This window comes from Andreprevotia lacus DSM 23236, from assembly GCF_900176275.1.
Lineage (GTDB): Bacteria > Pseudomonadota > Gammaproteobacteria > Burkholderiales > Chitinibacteraceae > Andreprevotia > Andreprevotia lacus.
In genome coordinates this window covers 163,181-184,081 of the sequence record NZ_FWXD01000004.1, presented here as the reverse complement: position 1 = coordinate 184,081, position 20,901 = coordinate 163,181, and the positions used below count along the sequence as shown (strand labels likewise).

Genomic DNA, 20,901 nt, shown 5'->3' with positions numbered 1-20,901 from the left:
AGCAATAGTTGCGCCAGCTTCATCACCAGCCGCGCATCAGGCTGGCAATTCACCATCTTCTTCACGGTATTGCTGCAATTTGTAGCGCAGCGTGCGCTCGCTCATGTTCAGCCGCTCTGCCGCCAGCTTGCGCACGCCCCCCACAGCTTTCAACGTATCCAGAATATGCTTTTTTTCCAGCAATTTGATATCGGTAACTTCCTCAGGTGCCGACGCGGCGACGAGCGGTGCCAATGCGGCCATGGCCGGCGCGGCAGCTTTTGCCGGTGCCGGCGGCAAGTACAGGTGCTCGCTGCCGATCACATCGCCGGGCGCCAGGATCAGCGCACGCTGCACCAGATTGTCCAGTTCGCGGATATTGCCCTCCCACGCGTGCGCCAGCAGCGCATCGGCCGCGGTGGGCGCAAAGGCCGGTGCGCGGCGTTTTTGCTGCGCAGCGTGGCGGGCCAGCATCGCACGCGCCAGCGGCAGGATGTCGTCCGGGCGTTCGCGCAAGGCAGGCAGGTGCAAGGGGAATACGTTGAGGCGGTAATACAGGTCTTCGCGGAAACGCCCGGCAGCCACTTCGGCCGCCACATCACGGTTAGAGGTGGCCAGCACCCGCAGATCGACCGTGATGGTACGGGTGGCGCCCACACGTTCCACCTCGCGCTCCTGCAATACGCGCAGCAGCTTGGCTTGCAGGCCCAACGGCATTTCAGTCACTTCGTCCAGCAACAAGGTACCGCCGTGCGCCTGCTCGAACTTGCCGATGTGCTGGCCGGCCGCACCGGTGAACGCACCCTTTTCATGGCCGAACAGGGTTGATTCAAGCAGTTGCTCGGGAATGGCCGCACAGTTGATGGCCACAAAGGGCTTGGCAGCACGCGGGCTGTTGCGGTGCAGAAAGCGCGCCAACACCTCCTTGCCGGTGCCGGATTCGCCGGTAATCAGCACCGAGGCATCCGACATGGCCACGCGTCGCGCCATGTCCAGCAGGCCGCGCATGCCGGGGTCTTCGGCAATTACCTGTTCGTCATCGGTGCCGGGCAACAGGTATTTGGCGACCTCCTGCAACAGCCTGTCCGGCTCGAACGGCTTGGGCAGATAGTGGCAGGCACCGGCGTGCAGCGCTGCAACGGCTTTCTCGACCACGCCATAGGCCGTCATCAGGATGACCGGTAGCCACGGTTGCGTGCTCTTGATTTCGCGCAGCAACGTTTCGCCATCCATGGGCTGCATCTGCACGTCCGACAGCACCAGGCCGACACGCTGGCCGCCTTCCAGCAGCAGCAGTGCGCTCTCGCCATCCACGGCGGTCAGCGTGCTGTGGCCGCCCAGTTCCAGCGTATCCACGATGGCTTCACGCAGTGCGTCGTCGTCTTCGACAACCAGTATTGGCAGGGTCAATGTAGCTTCCTCACTTCAAATTCTTGGCTCAGGGTGCGGCAGCGCCGCCACGTGCCGCGCGTGCCAGCATACGCGGCGCAATCTCCTGCAGCGCACACACTTCGTTCACCCCCCCCATGGCAATGGCTTCGCGCGGCATGCCGAATACCACGCAGGTGGCTTCATCCTGGGCAAAATTGTACGCGCCTGCGTTGCGCATTTCGCGCATGCCCTGTGCACCGTCACGCCCCATGCCCGTCAGGATGATGCCGATGGCATTGGCGCCGGCCACATTGGCCGCAGAGCGGAACAATACATCCACCGCAGGGCGATGCCGGTTGACCGCCGGCGCTTGCGACAGTTCGCAGCCATAGCGGCCGCCATGCATTGACAACAGCAGGTGGGAGTGCCCCGGTGCGATGTAGACATGCCCGGGAAGCAGCAGATCACCCTGCTCGGCCTCTTTCACCGTTACCTGGCACTGATGATCCAGCCGCTCGGCAAACGCCTTGGTGAAGGTTGGCGGCATGTGCTGCGTCACCAGCACGGGCGGGGCATTGGCGGGCAACGCCAACAACAGCACCTTGAGGGCCTCGGTGCCGCCGGTGGAGGCACCGATCAGCACCACCGGGCTGGTACGCGCGTGCGGGGCAAGACGCAGCGGCAACACCGCATCGGCAGAATGATTGGGGAGCAGCTCCAGTGCCATGCTTATTCCGCCCTGCCGCGCCAATGCAAGGGGCGGATCAACACGAGCCGGCCCGATGCTGCACACAGGTTGCACGGCACAGCGCGGACAACGGCCTGCAAGCCCTGCTGTTGATCAGTGGCTGGCATCCGGGGCATGTGGCAGGTAATACGCGACAACTTCATTGCCACTACCCTGGTAGTACAGCGCCATGCACAGCGCGCGCACCAGGGCAATGCCACGCCCGCAAGGGCCGTTGACTTCGGCAGCCGGCCGCGTCAATTGCGACTTCCAGTCAAAACCGCTGCCGCTGTCCTTGAGCCGGATCCGCAACAAGTTCTGCCCCTGAACGGTGACACCGGCCAGATCGATCTCGATACGGCCCTGCTGCAAGCCGGCCAGGGTTTGCGCCCGCAATTGCAGGTAACGCCCCATGCCGTCTTCCTCATGCTTGATGGATGACGGCACACCCAGCACACCATGATCAAGCGCGTTGACGAACAGCTCGGTCAGGATCAGGAACACGTCCGACTGACTCTGCTTGAGCGCACCGATCTCGTTCACGAATGTCATCAGGAACGGTACGGTATTGATGGTTTTCAGCTCATCCGCACCCAGCACCAGGCTGTAGCGCCAGTTGCATTCGTGCAACTCGCTGTGTGCCAGCAACTCCGACAAGGCCAGGCCTTGCGGGTGGATGTGCTCGGCGATGGCACCGACACCGTTGCCAAACCGCGCCAGCACCATGGAAATATCGTCGTGATGCGGGCCACCCTGCAGGTGCTCGGCGAGATCAGACTGGAAGTGCGTCAGCCGCTCGTCCGGTGCCACCTTGGCCAGCTCGGCCAGCAGCCGCTCTTGCCCGTAGGCCTGGCCGGCGGGGTTGCGCGCCTCGGTCAGACCGTCGGAAAACGCCACCAGCATGCCGGGCGACTGGAAATAGTAACGCTCGGTCATCACCTCGATGGCCGGGGTGGGCACGATGCCCAGCGGCAGGTGGGCCGACTTCCACATCTTGCGCACCACGCCCTGATCGTCGAGCACATGTATGGTCGGCATGCCACCGTTCCACACCTCGATGCAACCGGCTGCTTCGTCGATAGAAATCAGCGATACCGCCACGAAACGCCCTACCGGCAGCACCTGGCGCACCTTGTCGTTCATTTCGATCAGGATGTCGGAAATGGCATAACCCTTTTCGGTCATGCTGTAGAAGGGCTGGGTGAGCGGCAGCACGTTGAGCGCCGCAGTCAGGCCATGGCCGATGCCGTCAGCCAGCATCACATGCAGCGTCTGCCCTGGCGTACGCGCGGCGGCGATCAGGTCGCCGGACAGGCTTTCTGCCGGCGAGAGCCAGTAATCCAGCTGGGGGTCATACAGGCGCTCGGCATTCACCATCTGTTCCATCAGATGGCGCACCACGCGCTTTTCTTCCTCGGTGCGGTCGTAGTAATCGGCCAGCTTGGCCGATTGCTCGCGCACCTTGCGGTTGAGTTCAAGCGTGCGGTTGAAGGCCTTGAGCTTGGCCTCCAGCACGCGGAAATTCACCGGCTTGGTGATGTAGTCGTCGGCGCCCTGCTCGATGGCTTCGGCCAGGCGGTTTTCCTCGCCCACGCCAGTGACGAACACAATGGGCACCCAGCTCTCGCCCGCCTCGCGCTTGATGGCAACGGCGGCCTCCGGGCCAGACATGACCGGCATCATCATGTCCATCAGCACCAGATCGGGCCGCTGCGCGCGCCAGATGTCCAGTGCCTCTCCGCCATTGCGGGCCGGAATCGCGACATGACCGAGCGCCTCGACGAACCGCGAAATCAACAGCAGAACCGCTTCGGTATCGTCGACGACCAGTATCTTCATGAAGCCGGGTTTTTAACGAATCGTGAAAATCTTGCCGAAGCAGGCAATCTCAAGCACTTGCTTGACCGTGTCGCGGCAATTGACCAGCGCCAGGCTCTTGTTGGCCGCACCGATTTTCTCCTTGAGCAGCAACAGCATGCCCAAGGCGGAACTATCGAGATAGTTCACGTTCTGGAAATCGATCAGCACTTCCCGGACGGAAGAATTGGCAATCAGCGTTTCACACACCTGCCGGAACTCCCGATGCGCACTGAAATCGAATTGCCCCGACAGGACAACCCGGCCAACTTCTTGTTCAATCTCAACCGTAGGGGTCATAAGCGCATAACCTTTTAGCAAATCCGACCACATGTAAATCGCGAACCGGCGGGGCCCTGCACCACCCGGCGCGCCGCGACGCCATCAAACATTAGATGCAACGCCCTTGGCTGGCAACTTTACGACAAAAGTACTGCCATGACCTAACGTCGAGCTGACCGATATCTCACCACCAAACTGATCAACCAGATTGCGCACGATCGCCAGCCCCAATCCGGTGCCTTCCTTGCGCGTGGTGAAGAAAGGCTCGAATAGCCGCTCCTGAACCTCGGGCGACATTCCCTTGCCATGATCAGTTATATCAATTGTAGCGAAATCCGCTGCAAAGACGAGGGAAAGTTCGATGACAGCGCCCACACTACTGGCCTGAATGGCATTCTCCAGCAGATTGAGGAATACACCGAGCAACTCCTTGCGATTGGCGCGCACCCGGGCTGCAACATCAATATCCAGCCGCAGCGAAATGCGCGCCGCGTCCAGCTGCGGCTGCAATGTCTGCACCGCCTCCTGCAGACAGGCGGCCAGCTCGACCTCCTCGCTGGGCACCTCCTGGCGGCGCACAAACCAGAGCATGTTCTGGATCAGTGATTCCAGATGGTGCAGGCGCGCCAAAGCCTTGTCTGCAAATTTCAGCCGGTCCGGCTCGGCCAGTCCAGGCTTGTTCAGGTGACCGGCGTACAGCAAGGCCGTCGCCAGCGGCGTGCGCAACTGGTGGGCAAGGCCGGCGGCCATCTCGCCCATGGCCGCCAGGCGCTTGTGGTGGGCCAGCGACTGCTGCAATTGCCAGCTCTCGGTCAGATCCTGCACCAGCAGGATCTCGCCGCCCTCCTCGGGTACGTCGGCCCCCACCACGCTCAGCCGCAGCTCGCCATCGGCGCGGGGATAGAGCCACAGATCGGCGCCCGACGTGGCCTCCAGCTGCGCCGCAACAAACGGCGCCCAGGCATCGCCCACCTGTAGCGGCGCCAGCATGCGCTGCGCGGCCGGATTCATCAGTGCCACGCGCCCTTCTGCATCCAGCTCGAGCATGCCGCCGGGCAATCGTTCCAGCAGCAAGGACAAGCGCCGCGATAGCGCCGCCTTCTCTTCCAATTCACGCCGCAGATGACCATTGGCAATTTCAAGCTGCTGCGTGAGCGAAACAACCTGACGCTCCAAATCGGCGTAAGCATCAGTCAATTGTTGCGATGCAGCAGTAAACAGCGAAAATGCCGCTTCCAACTCTTGCGGATCTATGCCGCCACTATGTTCTGTCACAAGCCGGTGTCCTTGTTGCTTTTGCGCTTTTGAATTATAAAGACCCTAGAACCCGCTTACAGCCTCGGTTTGACAAAGTTTTAATCAAGTTTTGATTTCGTCGGCCGATTACAATTACGGTTTACCCTGATCCAATGATGTTTTTTGTTAAAAAAGAACAAAACGGCTTGCCGACTCTCGCCTTACCTTACGCACTTACGCAGCGTGGAGCCTCATCGTGTCCGACCTTCTGAAAAAGATTGATGCCCGAACGAAGCTCGCCGGCACCAACAAGCTGGAAATCCTGCTGTTCACACTGGGGCTGGACCAACGCTCCGGTCGCCGCGAGAACTTCGGCATCAACGTGTTCAAGGTACGCGAAGTCATGCGTACTCCCGAAATCACCCAGGCGCCGGAAATGCCGCCCTCGGTGGAAGGCATGGTCAGTCTGCGCGGCGCGCTGGTGCCGGTGATCGACCTGGCCAAATATACCGGCGTCATCAGCGAAAACCGCCCGGAAATCATGATCGTGACCGAATACAACGGCCACACGCAGGGTTTCCTGGTCGAGGCAGTCGATACCATTCTGCGGCTGGACTGGTCGTCGATGCGCGTACCGCCCGACATGCTGACCGCCCAGATGGGCGGTCTGGTCACCGCTGTCACCGAGCTGGAAAGCAACAAGCTGGTGATGATGCTGGACGTGGAAAAGGTGCTGGCCGAAACCACGCAGACCGACCACTCGATCGACGAATCGGTGGTGATCCGCGACAGTACCTTCAGCGACAAGACCATCTACTTTGCCGACGACTCCATCGTGGCGCGCCACCAGATCGAAATGACGCTGGACGCGATGGGCGTGCACTACATGCAGGCCATCAACGGCAAGCGCGCGTGGGACGACCTGCAGCGCCTCGCCAAATCGGCCGAGATCCAGCACAAGCAGGTCAAGGACCTGGTGCAGCTCATCCTCACCGACGTGGAAATGCCGGAAATGGACGGATACATGCTGACCAAGATGGTGAAAAGCGACCCGCGTTTTGCCGGCATTCCCATCATCATGCATTCGTCGCTGTCCGGCGCATCCAACCAGAAGCTGGGGCAATCGGTCGGTGTGGATGCCTACGTGCCCAAGTTTGAACCGCACAAGCTCTCGCAGATGCTGGCCAGCTACCTGCTGAAGCAACCTGCACAGTGACCGACGGAGCATCAGCATGAGCAACGCCCAAACCAATCTGCTGGAAAGCGTCGATGCCCGTACCAAGCTGGCCGGCTCGAACAAGATGGAAATCCTCCTGTTCTCGCTGGGCACCAAGGAAATTTTCGGCATCAACGTGTTCAAGGTGCGCGAGGTCTCGCAGACCCCCAAGATCACCAAGACCCCCAACATGCCCATCGGCGTGGAAGGCGTGCTGTCGCTGCGCGGCAACATCATCCCCGTCATTGCCCTGTCCAAGTTCATCGCCACGCAGGAAAGTGCCGGGGTAGACACCACCAGCACCATGATCGTCACCGAGTTCTCCAAGCACACGCAGGCTTTCCTGGTGCACGATGTCGATCGCATCATCCGCGTTGACTGGGACAAGGTGCGCGCGCCGGAAACCATGCTGGCCGGCAGCCAGGCACTGATCACCGCCATTACCGAGCTGCCCGACGGCAAGCTGGTGTCCATCCTCGACGTCGAACAGATCCTGTCCACCGTGATCGGCGAGCCGGTCATCCCCGACCTCAGCGCGGTGGCGGTCGATCAGGATACCTTCATGTTCTTCGTCGATGACTCGATGGTGGCGCGCAAGGAAATCGTCGGCGTGCTCGACAAGATCGGCATCAAGTATTACCAGGCCAACAACGGTCTGGAAGCCTGGGAAAAGCTGCAGGGCCTGGCCAACCGCGCCACGCAGGACGGCGAATCGCTGCACCAGAAGCTGCGGCTCATCCTCGTCGATGCCGAAATGCCGGAAATGGACGGTTATGTGCTGACCAAGCACATCAAGTCGGACCATCGCTTCCAGGGCATCCCGGTGGTGATGCACTCGTCGCTGTCGTCCAACGCCAACCGCGCCATGGGCGCCAGCGTCGGTGTGGACGCCTATGTGGCAAAATTCGACCCGGTCATCCTCGCCGATACGCTGGGCCCGTTGCTGGTTGGCTGAGCACGGCTGGCCGCACGCACGCAAGATTGAATTTGAGACTTTAAAGAAACACGCCCCCGGTCACCGGGTGCGACGGAGCTAGAACACAATGGCTGATTCCAATATGCGCTTTCTCGTGGTGGACGATTTTTCCACCATGCGTCGCATCGTTCGCAACCTGCTCAAGGAACTGGGCTTCTCCAATGTCGAGGAAGCCGAGGATGGACAGGTCGCGCTGCATAAACTGAAGAACGGCAACTACGAATTTGTCGTTACCGACTGGAACATGCCCAACATGACCGGCATCGAATTGCTCAAGGCAATCCGCGCCGATGCACAGCTCAAGCACCTGCCCGTGCTGATGGTCACCGCCGAAGCCAAGAAGGAGAACATCATCGAAGCGGCAACGGCCGGTGCCTCCGGCTATGTTGTCAAACCGTTCACGGCCGCCACGTTGGACGAAAAGCTGAAGAAAATCTTCGCCAACATGAATAAATAACCAGGAGGCTGACGTGAGCGATCAAGCCCAAAATACCGGCGATTCCGACGAACTCGAAGCGCTATTCGACAGCATACTCAAGGCCGGCGGCAACGATGCGCCTGCTGCAGCCCCCGCACCGCCCCCCGCGGCCAGTGCTGCACCGGCAGCCAGCGATACGGCAGCACCGGGCGCCGCCAGCGACGCGCTGGCAGAACCGGCGCGCTCGATGTTCTCGCACATCGGCCAGATGACGCGCAAGCTGCACGACACGCTGCGTGAGCTGGGCCTGGACAAATCGCTCGAACAAGCCGTCTCGCAGATTCCCGATGCCAAGGACAGACTGTCCTACATCGCCACGCTGACCGAGCAGGCCGCCGAACGCACGCTGAACGCGCTCGACGCCGCCAAGCCGCTGCAGGATCGCATCTCGGACGAGGCCAAGGCACTGGCTGGCGAATGGGACAAACTCGTGAACAACCAGTTGTCGGTGGATGAATTCAAGGCGCTGGTAACGCGCACGCGCAGCCACCTCAACGCCACGGTCACGAACTCCGACCAGATTTCCGGCCAGATGCTGGAAATCATGATGGCGCAGGACTTCCAGGACCTGACCGGCCAAGTGATCAAGAAAGTGGTCGAAATGGCCAAGGCCATGGAAAGCCAGCTGCTCGACTTCCTGCTGATGTTCTCGCCGCAAGGCGCCGCAGTCATACACAAGCAGGACGACCCGCTGCTGAACGGCCCGGTGGTCAACGCAGAAGGTCGTACCGACGTGGTAACCAATCAGCAGCAGGTGGACGACCTGCTGGACAGCCTGGGTTTCTGACCCGCTTGCTTAACGCACATGAACGGGAGGCCAAATGAGTGAATTTGGCGGAATGGAAGACCTGCTGCAGGATTTTCTGACCGAATCGTCGGAACTGCTGTCCGAAGTGGACAACAAGCTGGTTGAACTGGAAAAGCGGCCGGATGATCGCAACCTGCTGAACGACATTTTCCGCGGGTTCCACACCATCAAGGGTGGCGCCGGCTTTCTGAATGTCGAGGCCATGGTCAGCCTGTGCCACCGCACGGAAAACCTGTTCGACAAGCTGCGCAACGGCGAGCTGACGCTCAGCATGGAAAACATGGACGTGATCCTCGCCGCCACCGGCGAGGTACGTGAAATGTTCGGTGCGTTGTCGCAAAAGCGCCAGCCTCCTCCCGCCCCGGCCGATCTGCTGGCTGCACTTGATCGTGTCTTGCAGGGCGAAGTGGTGAGCTTGGCAGCCCCGGCGCCGGCTCCTGCTGCGCCCGCTCCAGCCCCCGTCGCTGCCGCGCCGGCACCGGTTGCCGCCGCAGCGCCGGCCGGCAGCGAGCCGGACTGGCAAAACCTGTATGACAACCTGCTGGGCAACGCTCCCAGCCCGACGCCAGCCCCGGCCGCACCCGCGCCGGTGGCTGCTACACCTGCCGCCCCCGCAGTGATCGAGGGCGAATCCCGTGCCGTCATGGTGGAACCGATGCAGAGCCTGAAGCCCGCACCCGCTCCCAAGACACAACCGCAAGGCGGCATGCAGCAGGTGGCCGCGCCGGAAACCACCATCCGTATCGACACGGTGCGACTGGACCAGGTGCTCAACCTGTCGGGCGAAATCGGCCTGACCAAGAACCGCCTGACCACACTGCGCAGCGACATCATGGCCGGCAAGATGGATACCGGCACGCTGAAGGCGCTGGACGAAGCCATCAGCCAGCTTGATCTGCTGGTGGGCGACCTGCAGAACGCGGTGATGAAGACACGCATGCAGCCGATCGGCCGTTTGTTCCAGAAGTACCCGCGCCTGGCGCGCGATCTGGCACGCCAGCTGGGCAAGGATGTCGAGCTGGTGCTGACCGGCGAGGAAACCGAACTCGACAAGACCATGCTGGAAGACCTGAACGACCCGCTGGTGCACTTGGTGCGCAACGCGGTCGACCACGGCGTGGAAACCATCGAGGAACGCATCGCCACCGGCAAACCGGCCAAGGCGGTGGTGGAACTGTCGGCCACCCAGGTGGGTGACCATATCCTGATCGAGATCACCGACGACGGTCGCGGCATGCGCCCGGACGTGATCCGCAAGAAGGCGATCGAAAAGGGTCTGATCGACGTCGAGACTGCCAACAGCCTCGACGAAAAGCAGAGCCTGCAACTGATCTTCCTGCCGGGTTTCTCGACCAAGGACCAGATTTCCAACATCTCCGGTCGTGGCGTGGGCATGGATGTGGTGAAAACCAACATCAGCAAGCTCAATGGCCGCATCGACATCAATTCCAGTGTCGGCGAAGGCTCGCGCTTCTCGATCTCGCTGCCGCTCACACTGGCCATCCTGCCGGTGCTGGTGGTGCGCGTGTGTGATCAGCCGTTTGCCGTGCCGCTGGCCATGGTGCGCGAGATCATCCCGATCGACGCCAAGCAGGTGCAAGAGGTCTCGGGCCGTGCCACCATCGTGGTGCGCGACGAAATCCTGCCGGTGAAATCGCTGGCCGGCCTCCTGGGCTGGGCAGAAACGCAGGTGCCGCACTTCGGCGTGCTGATGCAGACGGCAGAGCACTCGTTCATCCTCGCGGTAGACAGCTTCGTCGGCCGCGACGACGTGGTGATCAAGCCGCTGCAGAACATCCGGCCGACCGGTGTGGCGGGCGCCACATTGTCGGGCGATGGTTCGGTGGTGCTGGTACTGGACATGGAGAGCCTGCTGTCGTCCAATACGGCAGACACTTCGTCGCTGAAAACCAGCCGTTTCGTCGCACAGGCATTTTGAGCAACTGCCGGGTACATGCCCGGCAGTTCCAATCAGTACAAACTGATATACTGCTAGAAAAAACAGCCACTCCGGGGCATACAGATGCAAGACCACGCGTTCATAGGCCGTCAACCCATCCTCAACCGCCAGCAGCAGATCATCGGCTACGAGCTGCTGTTCCGCCTGAATCAGGAAGCGGTTTCGGCTGAGTTCTCCAGCGACATGCAAGCCGGCACCAACGTGCTCGTCAACACCATCTCGAACATGGGGACCGATTGGCTGGTCGGCAGCAAGCTTGCCTTCATCAACGTGGCCGAGTCGATGCTGGAAAGCAACTTCCTCGAGCTGCTGCACCCGCAACGCGTGGTGCTGGAAATCGTCGAGACCACCCAGCCCACGCCAGAGCTGCTCAACCGCCTGAAAGAGCTGCGCGCGCAGGGCTTTGGCATTGCGCTGGATGACTTCATCCTCACGCCGCAGACCGCCGCCTTTGTCGAATTCGCCAACTACATCAAGCTGGACATCCAGCAACTGGGCATGCCGCAGGTGCCGGGCATCTCCAAGGAGCTGCGCAAGTATCCGGTGCTGCAGGTAGCGGAAAAGGTCGAGACCAAGCCCGAGTTCAAGGAATGCATGGACATCGGCTTCGACTGTTTCCAGGGTTACTACTTTGCCCACCCGGAAACGCTGTCGGCCAAGGTCATCAACCCCAGCTACGCCAATATCCTCAATCTCCTGAACATGCTGCGCAACAACGCAGAGATCAAGGATATCGAAAACGCACTCAAGCGCGACGTAGCGCTGTCATTCAAGCTGCTGCGCTACATCAACTCGGCCGGCTTTGGCCTGTCGTGCGAAATCCAGTCGTTCCGCCATGCCGTCACCATTCTGGGCTACCAGAAGCTGTACCGCTGGCTGACCCTGCTGCTGGTCACCGCCGGCGCCGAAACCGGTGCAGCACCGGCGCTGCTCAAGACTGCCGTCACCCGTGGCCGTCTGGTCGAACTGCTGGGCGCGCATTTCCTGGATGGCCAGGACCGCGACAACCTGTTCATCGTCGGCATGTTCTCGCTGCTGGACGTGCTGCTTGACATGCCGATGGACCGCGTGCTGGAAACACTGATCCTGCCGGAAAACGTCTGCGACGCGCTGCAGCACCGCAACGGCGTCTATGGCCCCTTCCTGGAGCTGGCCGAAGCGTGCGAAGACCCGGAGATGTCCGAAGTGCCGCGCCTGTGCGAGCAACTGCAACTGACACCGGAAATGCTCAACCGCGCCCACGTGCAGGCACTGACCTGGGTGGAAGAACTGGGCGTGTAATTGCCAGCATCGCCCCGCCGGCCTTGATGGCCGGCATGGCAAAAAGCCCACCATGCGGTGGGCTTTTTCATGACTGGCGATCCTGCATGCGTAGTGAGCAAAACCCTGCGCAACGCAGCCTGCAGGGTTTTGCTCGCGGCGCTTATTGCGCCGGTGCTGCGCTCACGTTCCAGCCATCACCACGCGTGGTCAGCTCAGACTTCAGCGGCTGCTTGCCGGCCTGATCGGCAAAGGCAGCAAACTGCGGGAAGGCGGCGCGGATGCCGGCATCGCTCTGCCACGGGGCCAGTTTCTCGAACTTGTACTGATAGGTCACCAGATGGCGGCGGAATTTCTCACGCTCTTCCTCGACCTTGTCATCCACAATCGATGCCACGCTGACTTCGCCAGCGCAGAAGCCCGGGCCACCCGCGCCCGCCAGGCCGGAATAGAACTCCTTGCCCGCATCGCTTGCGCTGAAGGTGACTTTGCCGTCTTCAGCCGGGGTGGCCTTGATCAGGTTGGCCTTGACCAGCGCATCAAGCTGCGCGCCGTTCGGGTCGGTCAGCTTGGCGTAGTCCTTCTCCACCGGCTGCTCGAACTTCACCGGCACGGCAATGCAGTTGCGCTCTGCAGTGCTGAGATCACCATTCAGAACATTGGTCAATTCAGCCGGGTCGGCTTTGACGTTTTTTGCTTCTTCGGCTTTCCCGCAGGCTGCCAGGCCAACCACTGCTGCAAGCAGAAGCAAGCCGGTTTTATAGGTTTTTTTCATGACTTCTCTCAACGAGGTTATCGACGCAGGTTCGGGTTTGCAGTTTTTGTGTTCCCCACCACAAAATTACCACAAATCTTTCCCCTACATTTAGTTACGTTCAGATGCGAATGTCAACGCTACGGAATTAATACAGTAACGCTCGCCGGTCGGCTCCGGCCCGTCCGGGAATACATGGCCCAGATGGGCATCGCACTGCGCGCAACGCACTTCGATGCGGAGCATGCCGTGGCTGCTATCGCGCAGGCGCACGATGGCGCCATTCTCGGCCTCTTCGAAAAAGCTCGGCCAGCCGCAACCGGCGTCAAACTTGGTATCCGACTTGAACAGCAGCGCATCGCAGCACACGCAGCGGTATTCGCCCGCATGGTTATGATAGTAATGTTCGCCAGAAAACGGGCGCTCGGTACCGGCCTGCCGCGTCACACGGTATTGCTCGGGCGTAAGTTGCTCGCGCCATTCGGCATCGGTCTTGACGATTTTTGCACTCATGTCGGTCTCCATCAGCTTGGCAGGAAATGCCGTGTCGCCCATTCGGCCACGGCGTGGGCAATCCGTTCCCAGCCTGCGTCCTGCATCAGCGCATGGCCGGTATCGGCAAAGAACAGCGGCTGGGTGTGCCAGGCACGTGCAGTCACCCAGATATCGCTGCCCGGAATGATGCGGTCACGCTCCACGCCGACCACCAGCGCCGGAATACGCGGCTCACCCCATAGTTGTAGCGGATGCGGCAACATCAACTCGGCCAGCGCACGCATCGACTCGGGCTGCGTACGCGCGGTAAAGGCGCGTATCTGGTCAGAATCAGGGGCATTGGAGAACAACAGCTCGCGCATCATCACCAAGTCGAGTTCAGGCAGCCGGGATGACAGCGGGTGCGCCAATTGTTCCTTGCCCAGGCCCCACAGCAGGTGCGGTGCGGTCAGCCCCATGTGGCAGAAGGCCCCGGCCAGGCCATAGGGCGGCACGCTGGCCAGCAGTGCAATGCCCGGCACCGGCTGGCGGCGCGCCACACTCTGCACCACATAGCCGCCCAGCGAATGCCCCACCAGCAGCGGCGTGCGCGGCAAGCTGGCCATCACTTGTTGCACGTCTGCTGCGTAATCGTGCAGGCCGAAGGTATCGAGCCGGTCGCGCCCCTCGCTACCGGCGTGGCCCGACAGGCTGAGCGCGTGCACATCGAAGCCGCGCGCGGCCAGCCAGGGCAGAAAGGTCTGCGACCAGCACCAGGCACCGGTATAGGCGCCGTGCACCAACAGCAATGGCGGCGCATCCAGCGCTTTGCCCTGCGGCGGATGGTGCAATACTTCAAGCTGGCGACTCATTCAATATTTCCTGTGTTGCGCACGCTGCCTAAGCACCTCGTGCGCGGTACAATTGCGGGCCGGATCATTGCTGCCCGCCCGAAGGAACTGCCTGCCATGCGCGACAAAATCGAATCCTCGCTTGAAAGCGCGATCTTCAACAGCCGCTGGCTGCTGGCCCCGTTTTATCTGCTGCTGATCCTTGGCATTCTGGCCTTGTTCGTCAAGATGCTCAAAGAGGTTGCCGGGCTGTTCCACATCCTGATGACCGGCGAGGGTAACCTGATTATTGCCATTCTGGGCATGGTCGATGTGACGCTGGTGGCCAACCTGCTGTTGATCGTGGTGTTCAGCGGCTATGAAAACTTCATTTCCAAGCTGGATGTCGCCCACAACTCGGTGGATAAACCCAGCTGGATGGGCAAGGTGAGCTATGCCGACCTCAAGCTCAAGCTGATCGGCTCCATCGTGGCCATCTCGGCCATCGACCTGCTCAAGGCCTTCGTCAACATCCAGTCCACCGACCAGACCCAGCTGGCCTGGCAGATCGGCATCCACCTCACCTTCGTGGTGTCGGGCGTGCTGTTCGCGGTGATGGACCGCATTGCCTTTGGCGGCAAGCACTGATTAGCCGCACCGGGCGCCCGCGCGGCGCCCAGCCTTCCGATTTACCGGCCCTGCGCGCGCAAGGCCATGCACCACAGCGACACGCATGACCGACGTTCCCGAACCTACCCCCGCCACCGGCAACGAGCCACGGCAATTTGCCCTCACCCTGGCTTGGGTGTTTGCCACAGTCACCATCGCCCTGATGTGCTGGCCGGGTGGCCCGCTGTTTGCGCTGATCGGCCATGCCGCCCCGCTGCTGCTGATTCCGGCCGCCCGTGCCGGCTGGCGCAGTCACCGCGGCTTGCCACTGCACCCGGCCCGCTGGCAGCCAGCGGCAGGTTTCGCGCTGCTGTTGCTGGGCTTTGCCTGCACCGATTTTCTGGCCGGCAACGACAGCCGGCCGCTGCTGGGTGCCTGGCTGTTGCAACCGTTGGGGCTGCACGCCGACAACGCCATCGCCACCGTGCTGACACTGGTTGCCACCGCTGCTGCCTGCGTGCCACTGCTGACCGGCCACGGCTGGCAGGCGCTCTGGAAGCTGCTGCGCCCCGAGACGAAAAGCAGTGACGAGATTGCCGACGATGCCGAACCTTTTGCCGCCGAATCGGCTGCGGCAGCAACGCCAGCCAGCCCGCTTGCCGCAGTGCGCGCCTGGTGGCAATCGCTGCGCAGCACGCCCTATTACACCCCGGAAACACCTGCACAGCCTGAACCCGTATTCACCACCGCCACAGACCACGATGATGATCTTGACGACAAGGTGGCGGAAGAAGAAGCCGCAGCACCATCGGCGTTGCAGCGCATGCGCGCCAGACTGCAGCAATCGCTGTCGCCCGAGCACCTGCGCAACACCGCGCAAATCGAGGCACCGGCACCCGCTACAGTAGCGAGCACGCCAGCGCCTGCCCCGGCTGTCGCCAAAGCTGCGGCCACGCCTGCCCCTGCGCCGGAAATCATCAAGCTGGCCCCGCCGCCGCCCAAACCGGCCACCCGCCCAACCGCCGGCAAGCCGGTGTCGACCATCGAACTGCCGCAAGTGCTGAACAACCTGCGCCGTGCCACCATTGCCAAGCACGGCGAGCTGCCACAGCCCCCCGCTCCGACCGAGCTGCCGGTGATCAGCCCGAACGAAATCCGCGCACGCCTGCGCGAGATTCATGGTGAAAAGCTGGATGATGCAAGCCCTGTACCGGCCGCCGCACCCGCCCCGGTGGCCACACCCCGCTCCACCAGCCAGACCGGCAGCCGCTCGCGGCTGATCCGCCCGGCCACCCCCATCGCCGCGAGCAGCAATGAGGCAACAGGTGCCGCGTCGGCCCCACCCCTCGAAGCCGTACCGGCCACGCCCCCCCCGCCACCGGCTGCCGAGCTTGCCCCGTTGCTGCCACCGCTGGACGTTGCGACAGAAGACTTGCTGCCGCCCATCACGCTGCCGGCCGCAAGCACGACCGTGGCCGCCCCGCAACTGCCTGCCACAGACATCGTGGCAAGCCCGATGTCGGCTATTCATGCTGCCGCGCCGGCAGCTACCGGCCTCATCCCCGAATTGCCGCCAGTAGCGCCGGCATTGATCGATGTGCCAGCACCCGAACTGGCTGCGCAAATCACTCCCCCTCCAGCCACGCCGGCACCTTATGCATATGGCGAGGTAGTCGAAGAGCCCACGGTGGCAGCGGTGGAAACCGTGCCGGAGGCTCAAGTCGGGCACGCAGCAAGCGAACCCGCCTACGCTCCAGCGGCACTGGATGACATCGTCTTGCCAGAGAGCTATCACGCGCAGGTCCGTGCCGCCTTTGCCGGCAACTTCGCGCCTTGGCAGGATGAGGAAGAGGCCGAATCCCCTGCGTTGGCCACAACACCAGAAAACCCTTGGGCACCCGCTGCGGCATTGCCGGAAGCCGAAGTGGCCACGCTGCCCTGGCAAACAAGCACCGCGCCAGATACGGCCCTTGGCCACGCCCTGGCCGCAGCAGTAGCCCGCCAGCAAGAGGCTGCGCCGACCAGCAGCATGCCGACACCTGCCGTTGCGCCGTGGCAAGCCCCGCAGGCCGCAGCACCGACAGCGCCAGCCGCACCGCGCTTCGATTTTTTCATGCTGCCGCCGCTGACTTTGCTGCGTGAGGCCGCCGCAGCGGTTGCCGCCCAATCGGAAGAAGAGCTGATCGAACGCGGCATCGTCATCGAAGAAAAGCTGGCCGAATTCCGCGTGAAAGTGCGCGTGCTGGATGCCTATGCCGGCCCGGTGATTACCCGCTACGAGATCGAACCTGCCGTGGGCGTGCGCGGCGCACAGATCGTCAACCTGATGAAGGATCTGGCGCGCGCACTGGGGCTGGCGTCGATCCGGGTGGTGGAAACCATCCCCGGCAAGACCTGCATGGGCATGGAGCTGCCCAACCCGGTACGGCAGATGATCCGCCTGTCCGAGGTGCTGGCCGCCGATGTATTCCTGCAGTCCGAATCACGCCTGACCATGGCGCTGGGCATGGATATCACCGGCAAACCCATCGTCACCGATCTGGCCCGCGCACCGCACATGCTGGTGGCCGGTACCACCGGCTCGGGCAAATCGGTGGGCGTGAATGCCATGATCCTCAGCCTGCTCTACAAGGCCACGCCTGAGGAAGTTCGCTTCATCATGGTGGACCCAAAGATGCTGGAGCTGTCGGTGTATGACGGCATTCCGCACCTGCTGGCCCCGGTGGTGACCGACATGAAGCTGGCCGCCAACGCGCTCAACTGGTGTGTGGCCGAGATGGAAAAGCGCTACCGGCTGATGAGCGCGCTGGGTGTGCGCAATCTCGCCGGTTACAACCAGAAAATCCGCGAAGCCGCTGAATCAGGCCGCAAGCTGACCAATCCGTTCACGCTGACGCCGGACAACCCCGAGCCGCTTGAGCACCTGCCCTTCATCGTGGTGGTGGTGGATGAATTTGCCGACCTGATGATGGTGGCCGGCAAGAAGATTGAAGAACTGATCGCGCGGCTGGCACAGAAGGCGCGCGCCGCCGGCATCCACTTGATCCTCGCCACGCAACGCCCGTCGGTGGACGTGATTACCGGCCTGATCAAGGCCAATATCCCGACGCGCATTGCCTTCCAGGTCTCGAGCAAGGTCGATTCGCGCACCATCCTCGACCAGATGGGCGCCGAGGCGCTGCTGGGCCAGGGCGACATGCTTTACCTGCCGCCGGGCACCGGCTATCCGCAGCGCGTGCATGGCGCGTTCTGTACCGACGAAGAAGTGCATGCGGTGGTCGAGCACCTCAAGCAGTTCGGCGAGCCGGATTACGTCGATGGCGTGCTCAACCCCGGCTTCGATGCCGAAGCCGCGCCAGGCGCAACTGGCGCACCGGCCGATGCCGAAGCCGATCCGCTCTACGATGAGGCCGTAGCCTTTGTGCTGCAAAGCAGGCGTGCATCCATTTCGTCGGTACAGCGGCAATTGCGCATTGGCTACAACCGCGCGGCAAGGCTGATCGAAAGCATGGAAGCCGCTGGCCTGGTCAGCGCGATGGAGAGCAACGGCAACCGCAGCGTGCTGATGCCAGCAGGAGAATAAGCACCGCTAACACGATCTGGTCAACGGCAAGCAGCAGCTTGCCGTTCATCCAGATCACATTCCGACCCGGGCTGCAGCGGCAGATTTTTTCCGCCAGCCCGCTATCATTTGATCTTCCGCTGCGGCAGTTGGCCGCAGCGTTTCCGGTTTTTGCATCGTGAAAGAAACGCTCCCGGTCCTGTATCAGGACGACCAAATCATCGCCGTACACAAACCGTCGGGCCTGCTGGTGCATCGTTCGATGATAGACCGGCACGAAACCCGTTTTGCCATGCAGATCGTGCGTGACCAGATCGGCCAGTATGTCTATCCGGTACACCGGCTGGACAAGGGCACGTCGGGCATCCTGCTGTTTGCGCTCAACCCGCAAGCCGGCCGCGTGCTGTCGGAAGCCTTCGAAGCCAAGACCATCGGCAAGGAATACCTGGCCGTGGTGCGCGGCTGGCTGCCCGAGGCCGGCCATATCGACCACCCACTCACCCGCCAAGCCGATGACTACGGCAACCAGCTGGGCCTCGCCTCGCAGGAACTGGCGGTGCAGGATGCGGAAACGCGCTTCACGCGGCTAGCCACCGCCGAGCTGGCCGTCGCCAATGATCGCTACCCCACCAGCCGCTATGCGCTGGCGCACCTGCACCCGCTCACCGGCCGCCGCCACCAGTTGCGCCGGCACATGAAGCACCTGAGCCACCCCATCATCGGTGACGCCACCTATGGCAAGGGGCCGCACAACCGCATGTTTGCCGAGCGCTTCGGCATCCAGCGCATGCTGCTGGCGTGCACGCGCATGTATTTTGCCCACCCGGCCACCGGCATCCAGGTAGACATCCACTGCCCGCTGGCCGCCGACATGCACAGCATCATCGATGCCTTGGGCTGGCACGATGCGCTGCTACCCCAGCAGCAACCCTGATCACACGGGCAAACACACCACATCCGGACTAGCGGCAACTGCCGCCACACCGTAAACGCGCTTACAATGCACGCTGGCTGTGCATGCCGGCTCCCCACCGGGGCAACACCCCTGCCCCGGCCCACGCGCCCCCACCCAGGGCCACCACCCATGCCGGCAGGCCCACCCCCGCCATGTCAACGTGCAGCCGTTTGATCGACTCTGCCTGCGATACAACCATGACCACCACCTTTACCGATGCCGAACTGCACCGGCCGCTGAACCGCTCCGACTACAAAACCATGGCGCTGTCCGCCTTGGGCGGCGCGCTCGAATTCTACGATTTCGTTATTTATGTGTACTTCGCCAACGTAATCGGCCAGCTGTTTTTCCCGCACAATATGCCGGACTGGCTGATCCAGTTGCAGACCTACGGCATTTTCGCTGCCGGTTATCTGGCACGTCCGCTGGGCGGCATCATCATCGCCCACTTTGGCGACAAACTCGGCCGCAAGCGCATGTTCACGCTATCCATCTTCCTGATGGCCGTGCCCACCCTGGCCATCGGCCTGCTGCCAACCTATGCCACCATCGGCGTCGCCGCACCATTGCTGCTGCTCTTGCTGCGCATCCTGCAAGGGGCAGCTATCGGTGGTGAGGTACCTGGAGCCTGGGTCTTCGTTTCCGAACACGCGCCTGCACGCAAAACCGGTTTGGCAGTAGGTACACTGACTGCCGGTCTGACCTTCGGCATTCTGCTCGGCTCGCTGATCAAGCTGTATCTGAATACCCACTACACTCCGGCTGAAATCGCCGCCCAGGCCTGGCGTTATCCCTTCCTGCTGGGCGGCATCTTTGGCTTCTTCGCCGTTTACCTGCGCCGCTTCCTGGACGAAACGCCCATTTTCAAGGAGCTGCACGCCCGCAAGGCACTGGCCGATGGCCTCCCGCTCAAGCCCATACTGGAACGCCATCTACCCGCAGTCGGCGTGTCGATGCTGCTGACGTGGGTACTGTCTGCCGCCATCGTCGTCGTGATCCTGATGACGCCGAACTACATCCAGAAGGTGTTCCACGTCACCGATGCCATGGCGTCCGAAGCCAATGCACTGGCAACGCTAGCGTTGACCATAGGTTGCGTCGTGTTCGGCTGGGCGACCGACCGCTTTGGTGCACGGATCACCATGCTGGTGGGTTTTACCGGCCTGCTGCTCACAAGCTGGCTGTTCTACGGCAGCCTGCCTGCCGCCGATGATGTGCTGCTGCGCAATTACACGCTGGCCGGCTTCTTTGTCGGCGCCATCGCCACCGTACCTTATGTGGCCGTGCGAGCCTTCCCGGCTACGGTGCGCTTCACCGGGCTGTCGTTCTCATACAACGTGGCCTACGCGATCTTTGGCGGCATGACCCCTGTGGTGCTCGCTGCCTGGATCAACAAGAATCCGCAAGCACCAGCCATCTACGTGGCTGCGCTGGCGGTGCTGGGCTTTCTGCTCGCATTCAGCCCGCAAGTCACCAGCACCCTGCCGTCTGCCGAGGCAGATCGCAAACTGGCCAGCAAGGCGGCGTGATTTGACACATGGCTCCTGACACACAGCCCGGCCCAGCC

The 20,901-nt window shown here is 62.1% G+C and carries 18 protein-coding genes; 10 read left to right on the top strand and 8 right to left on the bottom strand.

The features are described 5' to 3' along the window. Nucleotides 1-36: 36 nt before the first annotated feature. From B9A19_RS05010 to B9A19_RS04990, 5 genes are all read right to left on the bottom strand, one after another. A complete protein-coding gene (locus B9A19_RS05010; RefSeq protein ID WP_084089502.1) occupies nt 37-1,389 on the bottom strand; it encodes a sigma-54-dependent transcriptional regulator in 1,353 nt (450 codons plus the stop codon). 28 nt (nt 1,390-1,417) lie between these two features. Then, entirely contained in the window at nt 1,418-2,077 is a 660-nt protein-coding gene (locus B9A19_RS05005) for a chemotaxis protein CheB (protein ID WP_084089500.1), read from the bottom strand. 114 nt (nt 2,078-2,191) lie between these two features. Continuing rightward, nucleotides 2,192-3,916: an ATP-binding SpoIIE family protein phosphatase gene (locus B9A19_RS05000; protein ID WP_084089498.1), complete on the bottom strand. Its 1,725-nt coding sequence runs from the start codon at nt 3,914-3,916 to the stop codon at nt 2,192-2,194. 12 nt (nt 3,917-3,928) lie between these two features. Further along, a complete protein-coding gene (locus B9A19_RS04995; protein WP_245804271.1) occupies nt 3,929-4,267 on the bottom strand; it encodes an STAS domain-containing protein in 339 nt (112 codons plus the stop codon). Nucleotides 4,268-4,318: 51 nt separating this feature from the next. Beyond that, nucleotides 4,319-5,491 carry a sensor histidine kinase gene (locus B9A19_RS04990; protein WP_084089495.1) on the bottom strand — a complete coding sequence of 391 codons (1,173 nt, stop codon included), beginning with the start codon at nt 5,489-5,491 and terminating at the stop codon, nt 4,319-4,321. 217 nt (nt 5,492-5,708) lie between these two features. Here B9A19_RS04990 and B9A19_RS04985 point away from each other — a divergent pair, with 217 nt between their 5' ends. The 6 genes from B9A19_RS04985 (at nt 5,709) to B9A19_RS04960 (ending at nt 12,171) form a co-directional block, all read left to right on the top strand. Then, nucleotides 5,709-6,668, top strand: a complete 960-nt coding sequence (locus B9A19_RS04985; RefSeq protein ID WP_084089493.1) for a chemotaxis protein — start codon at nt 5,709-5,711, stop codon at nt 6,666-6,668. Nucleotides 6,669-6,684: 16 nt separating this feature from the next. Next, nucleotides 6,685-7,623, top strand: coding sequence for a chemotaxis protein (locus B9A19_RS04980; protein WP_084089491.1), 939 nt, complete (start codon nt 6,685-6,687; stop codon nt 7,621-7,623). A gap of 88 nt (nt 7,624-7,711) precedes the next feature. Beyond that, nucleotides 7,712-8,101 (top strand): chemotaxis response regulator CheY, encoded by a 390-nt coding sequence (cheY, locus tag B9A19_RS04975; RefSeq protein WP_084089490.1) that lies wholly within the window; start codon nt 7,712-7,714, stop codon nt 8,099-8,101. Nucleotides 8,102-8,114: 13 nt separating this feature from the next. Further along, nucleotides 8,115-8,909, top strand: a complete 795-nt coding sequence (gene cheZ / locus B9A19_RS04970; protein ID WP_084089488.1) for a protein phosphatase CheZ — start codon at nt 8,115-8,117, stop codon at nt 8,907-8,909. A 34-nt stretch (nt 8,910-8,943) separates the two neighbouring features. Next, nucleotides 8,944-10,869 carry a chemotaxis protein CheA gene (locus B9A19_RS04965; RefSeq protein ID WP_084089486.1) on the top strand — a complete coding sequence of 642 codons (1,926 nt, stop codon included), beginning with the start codon at nt 8,944-8,946 and terminating at the stop codon, nt 10,867-10,869. 84 nt (nt 10,870-10,953) lie between these two features. Next, nucleotides 10,954-12,171, top strand: a complete 1,218-nt coding sequence (locus tag B9A19_RS04960) for an EAL and HDOD domain-containing protein (RefSeq protein WP_084089485.1) — start codon at nt 10,954-10,956, stop codon at nt 12,169-12,171. 142 nt (nt 12,172-12,313) lie between these two features. Here B9A19_RS04960 and B9A19_RS04955 read toward each other — a convergent pair whose 3' ends face one another. The 3 genes from B9A19_RS04955 to B9A19_RS04945 form a co-directional block, all read right to left on the bottom strand. Continuing rightward, complete coding sequence (locus B9A19_RS04955; protein WP_084089484.1) at nt 12,314-12,925, bottom strand: SEN1982 family lipoprotein; 612 nt, start codon at nt 12,923-12,925, stop codon at nt 12,314-12,316. Nucleotides 12,926-13,015: 90 nt separating this feature from the next. Next, nucleotides 13,016-13,417 (bottom strand): peptide-methionine (R)-S-oxide reductase MsrB, encoded by a 402-nt coding sequence (msrB, locus tag B9A19_RS04950; protein WP_084089585.1) that lies wholly within the window; start codon nt 13,415-13,417, stop codon nt 13,016-13,018. 11 nt (nt 13,418-13,428) lie between these two features. After that, nucleotides 13,429-14,250, bottom strand: coding sequence for an alpha/beta hydrolase (locus B9A19_RS04945; RefSeq protein ID WP_084089482.1), 822 nt, complete (start codon nt 14,248-14,250; stop codon nt 13,429-13,431). A gap of 96 nt (nt 14,251-14,346) precedes the next feature. On the opposite strand from B9A19_RS04945, the gene B9A19_RS04940 reads away from it, so the two are divergent. The 4 genes from B9A19_RS04940 to B9A19_RS04925 all read left to right on the top strand — a co-directional run bounded on the left by B9A19_RS04940 (nt 14,347) and on the right by B9A19_RS04925 (nt 20,863). Next, a complete protein-coding gene (locus B9A19_RS04940; RefSeq protein ID WP_084089582.1) occupies nt 14,347-14,856 on the top strand; it encodes a TIGR00645 family protein in 510 nt (169 codons plus the stop codon). An 85-nt stretch (nt 14,857-14,941) separates the two neighbouring features. After that, the gene (locus B9A19_RS04935) at nt 14,942-18,400 is read left to right on the top strand and encodes an FtsK/SpoIIIE family DNA translocase (RefSeq protein ID WP_245804270.1); all 3,459 of its coding nucleotides are present in this window, start codon (nt 14,942-14,944) and stop codon (nt 18,398-18,400) included. A gap of 157 nt (nt 18,401-18,557) precedes the next feature. Then, entirely contained in the window at nt 18,558-19,313 is a 756-nt protein-coding gene (locus tag B9A19_RS04930; protein WP_084089480.1) for a pseudouridine synthase, read from the top strand. Between the two features lie 218 nt (nt 19,314-19,531). Next, nucleotides 19,532-20,863, top strand: a complete 1,332-nt coding sequence (locus tag B9A19_RS04925; RefSeq protein WP_084089478.1) for an MFS transporter — start codon at nt 19,532-19,534, stop codon at nt 20,861-20,863. Nucleotides 20,864-20,901: the final 38 nt, after the last annotated feature.

Coding starts and splice junctions, on each gene's coding strand:
- B9A19_RS04960 (WP_084089485.1), top strand. CDS start 10,954: ATGCAAGACCACGCGTTCATAGGCCGTCAACCCATCCTCAACCGCCAG.
- B9A19_RS05000 (WP_084089498.1), bottom strand. CDS start 3,916: ATGAAGATACTGGTCGTCGACGATACCGAAGCGGTTCTGCTGTTGATT.
- msrB (WP_084089585.1), bottom strand. CDS start 13,417: ATGAGTGCAAAAATCGTCAAGACCGATGCCGAATGGCGCGAGCAACTT.
- cheY (WP_084089490.1), top strand. CDS start 7,712: ATGGCTGATTCCAATATGCGCTTTCTCGTGGTGGACGATTTTTCCACC.
- B9A19_RS04925 (WP_084089478.1), top strand. CDS start 19,532: ATGACCACCACCTTTACCGATGCCGAACTGCACCGGCCGCTGAACCGC.
- B9A19_RS04980 (WP_084089491.1), top strand. CDS start 6,685: ATGAGCAACGCCCAAACCAATCTGCTGGAAAGCGTCGATGCCCGTACC.
- B9A19_RS04945 (WP_084089482.1), bottom strand. CDS start 14,250: ATGAGTCGCCAGCTTGAAGTATTGCACCATCCGCCGCAGGGCAAAGCG.
- B9A19_RS04935 (WP_245804270.1), top strand. CDS start 14,942: ATGACCGACGTTCCCGAACCTACCCCCGCCACCGGCAACGAGCCACGG.
- B9A19_RS04940 (WP_084089582.1), top strand. CDS start 14,347: ATGCGCGACAAAATCGAATCCTCGCTTGAAAGCGCGATCTTCAACAGC.
- B9A19_RS04965 (WP_084089486.1), top strand. CDS start 8,944: ATGAGTGAATTTGGCGGAATGGAAGACCTGCTGCAGGATTTTCTGACC.
- B9A19_RS05005 (WP_084089500.1), bottom strand. CDS start 2,077: ATGGCACTGGAGCTGCTCCCCAATCATTCTGCCGATGCGGTGTTGCCG.
- B9A19_RS04955 (WP_084089484.1), bottom strand. CDS start 12,925: ATGAAAAAAACCTATAAAACCGGCTTGCTTCTGCTTGCAGCAGTGGTT.
- B9A19_RS04995 (WP_245804271.1), bottom strand. CDS start 4,267: ATGTGGTCGGATTTGCTAAAAGGTTATGCGCTTATGACCCCTACGGTT.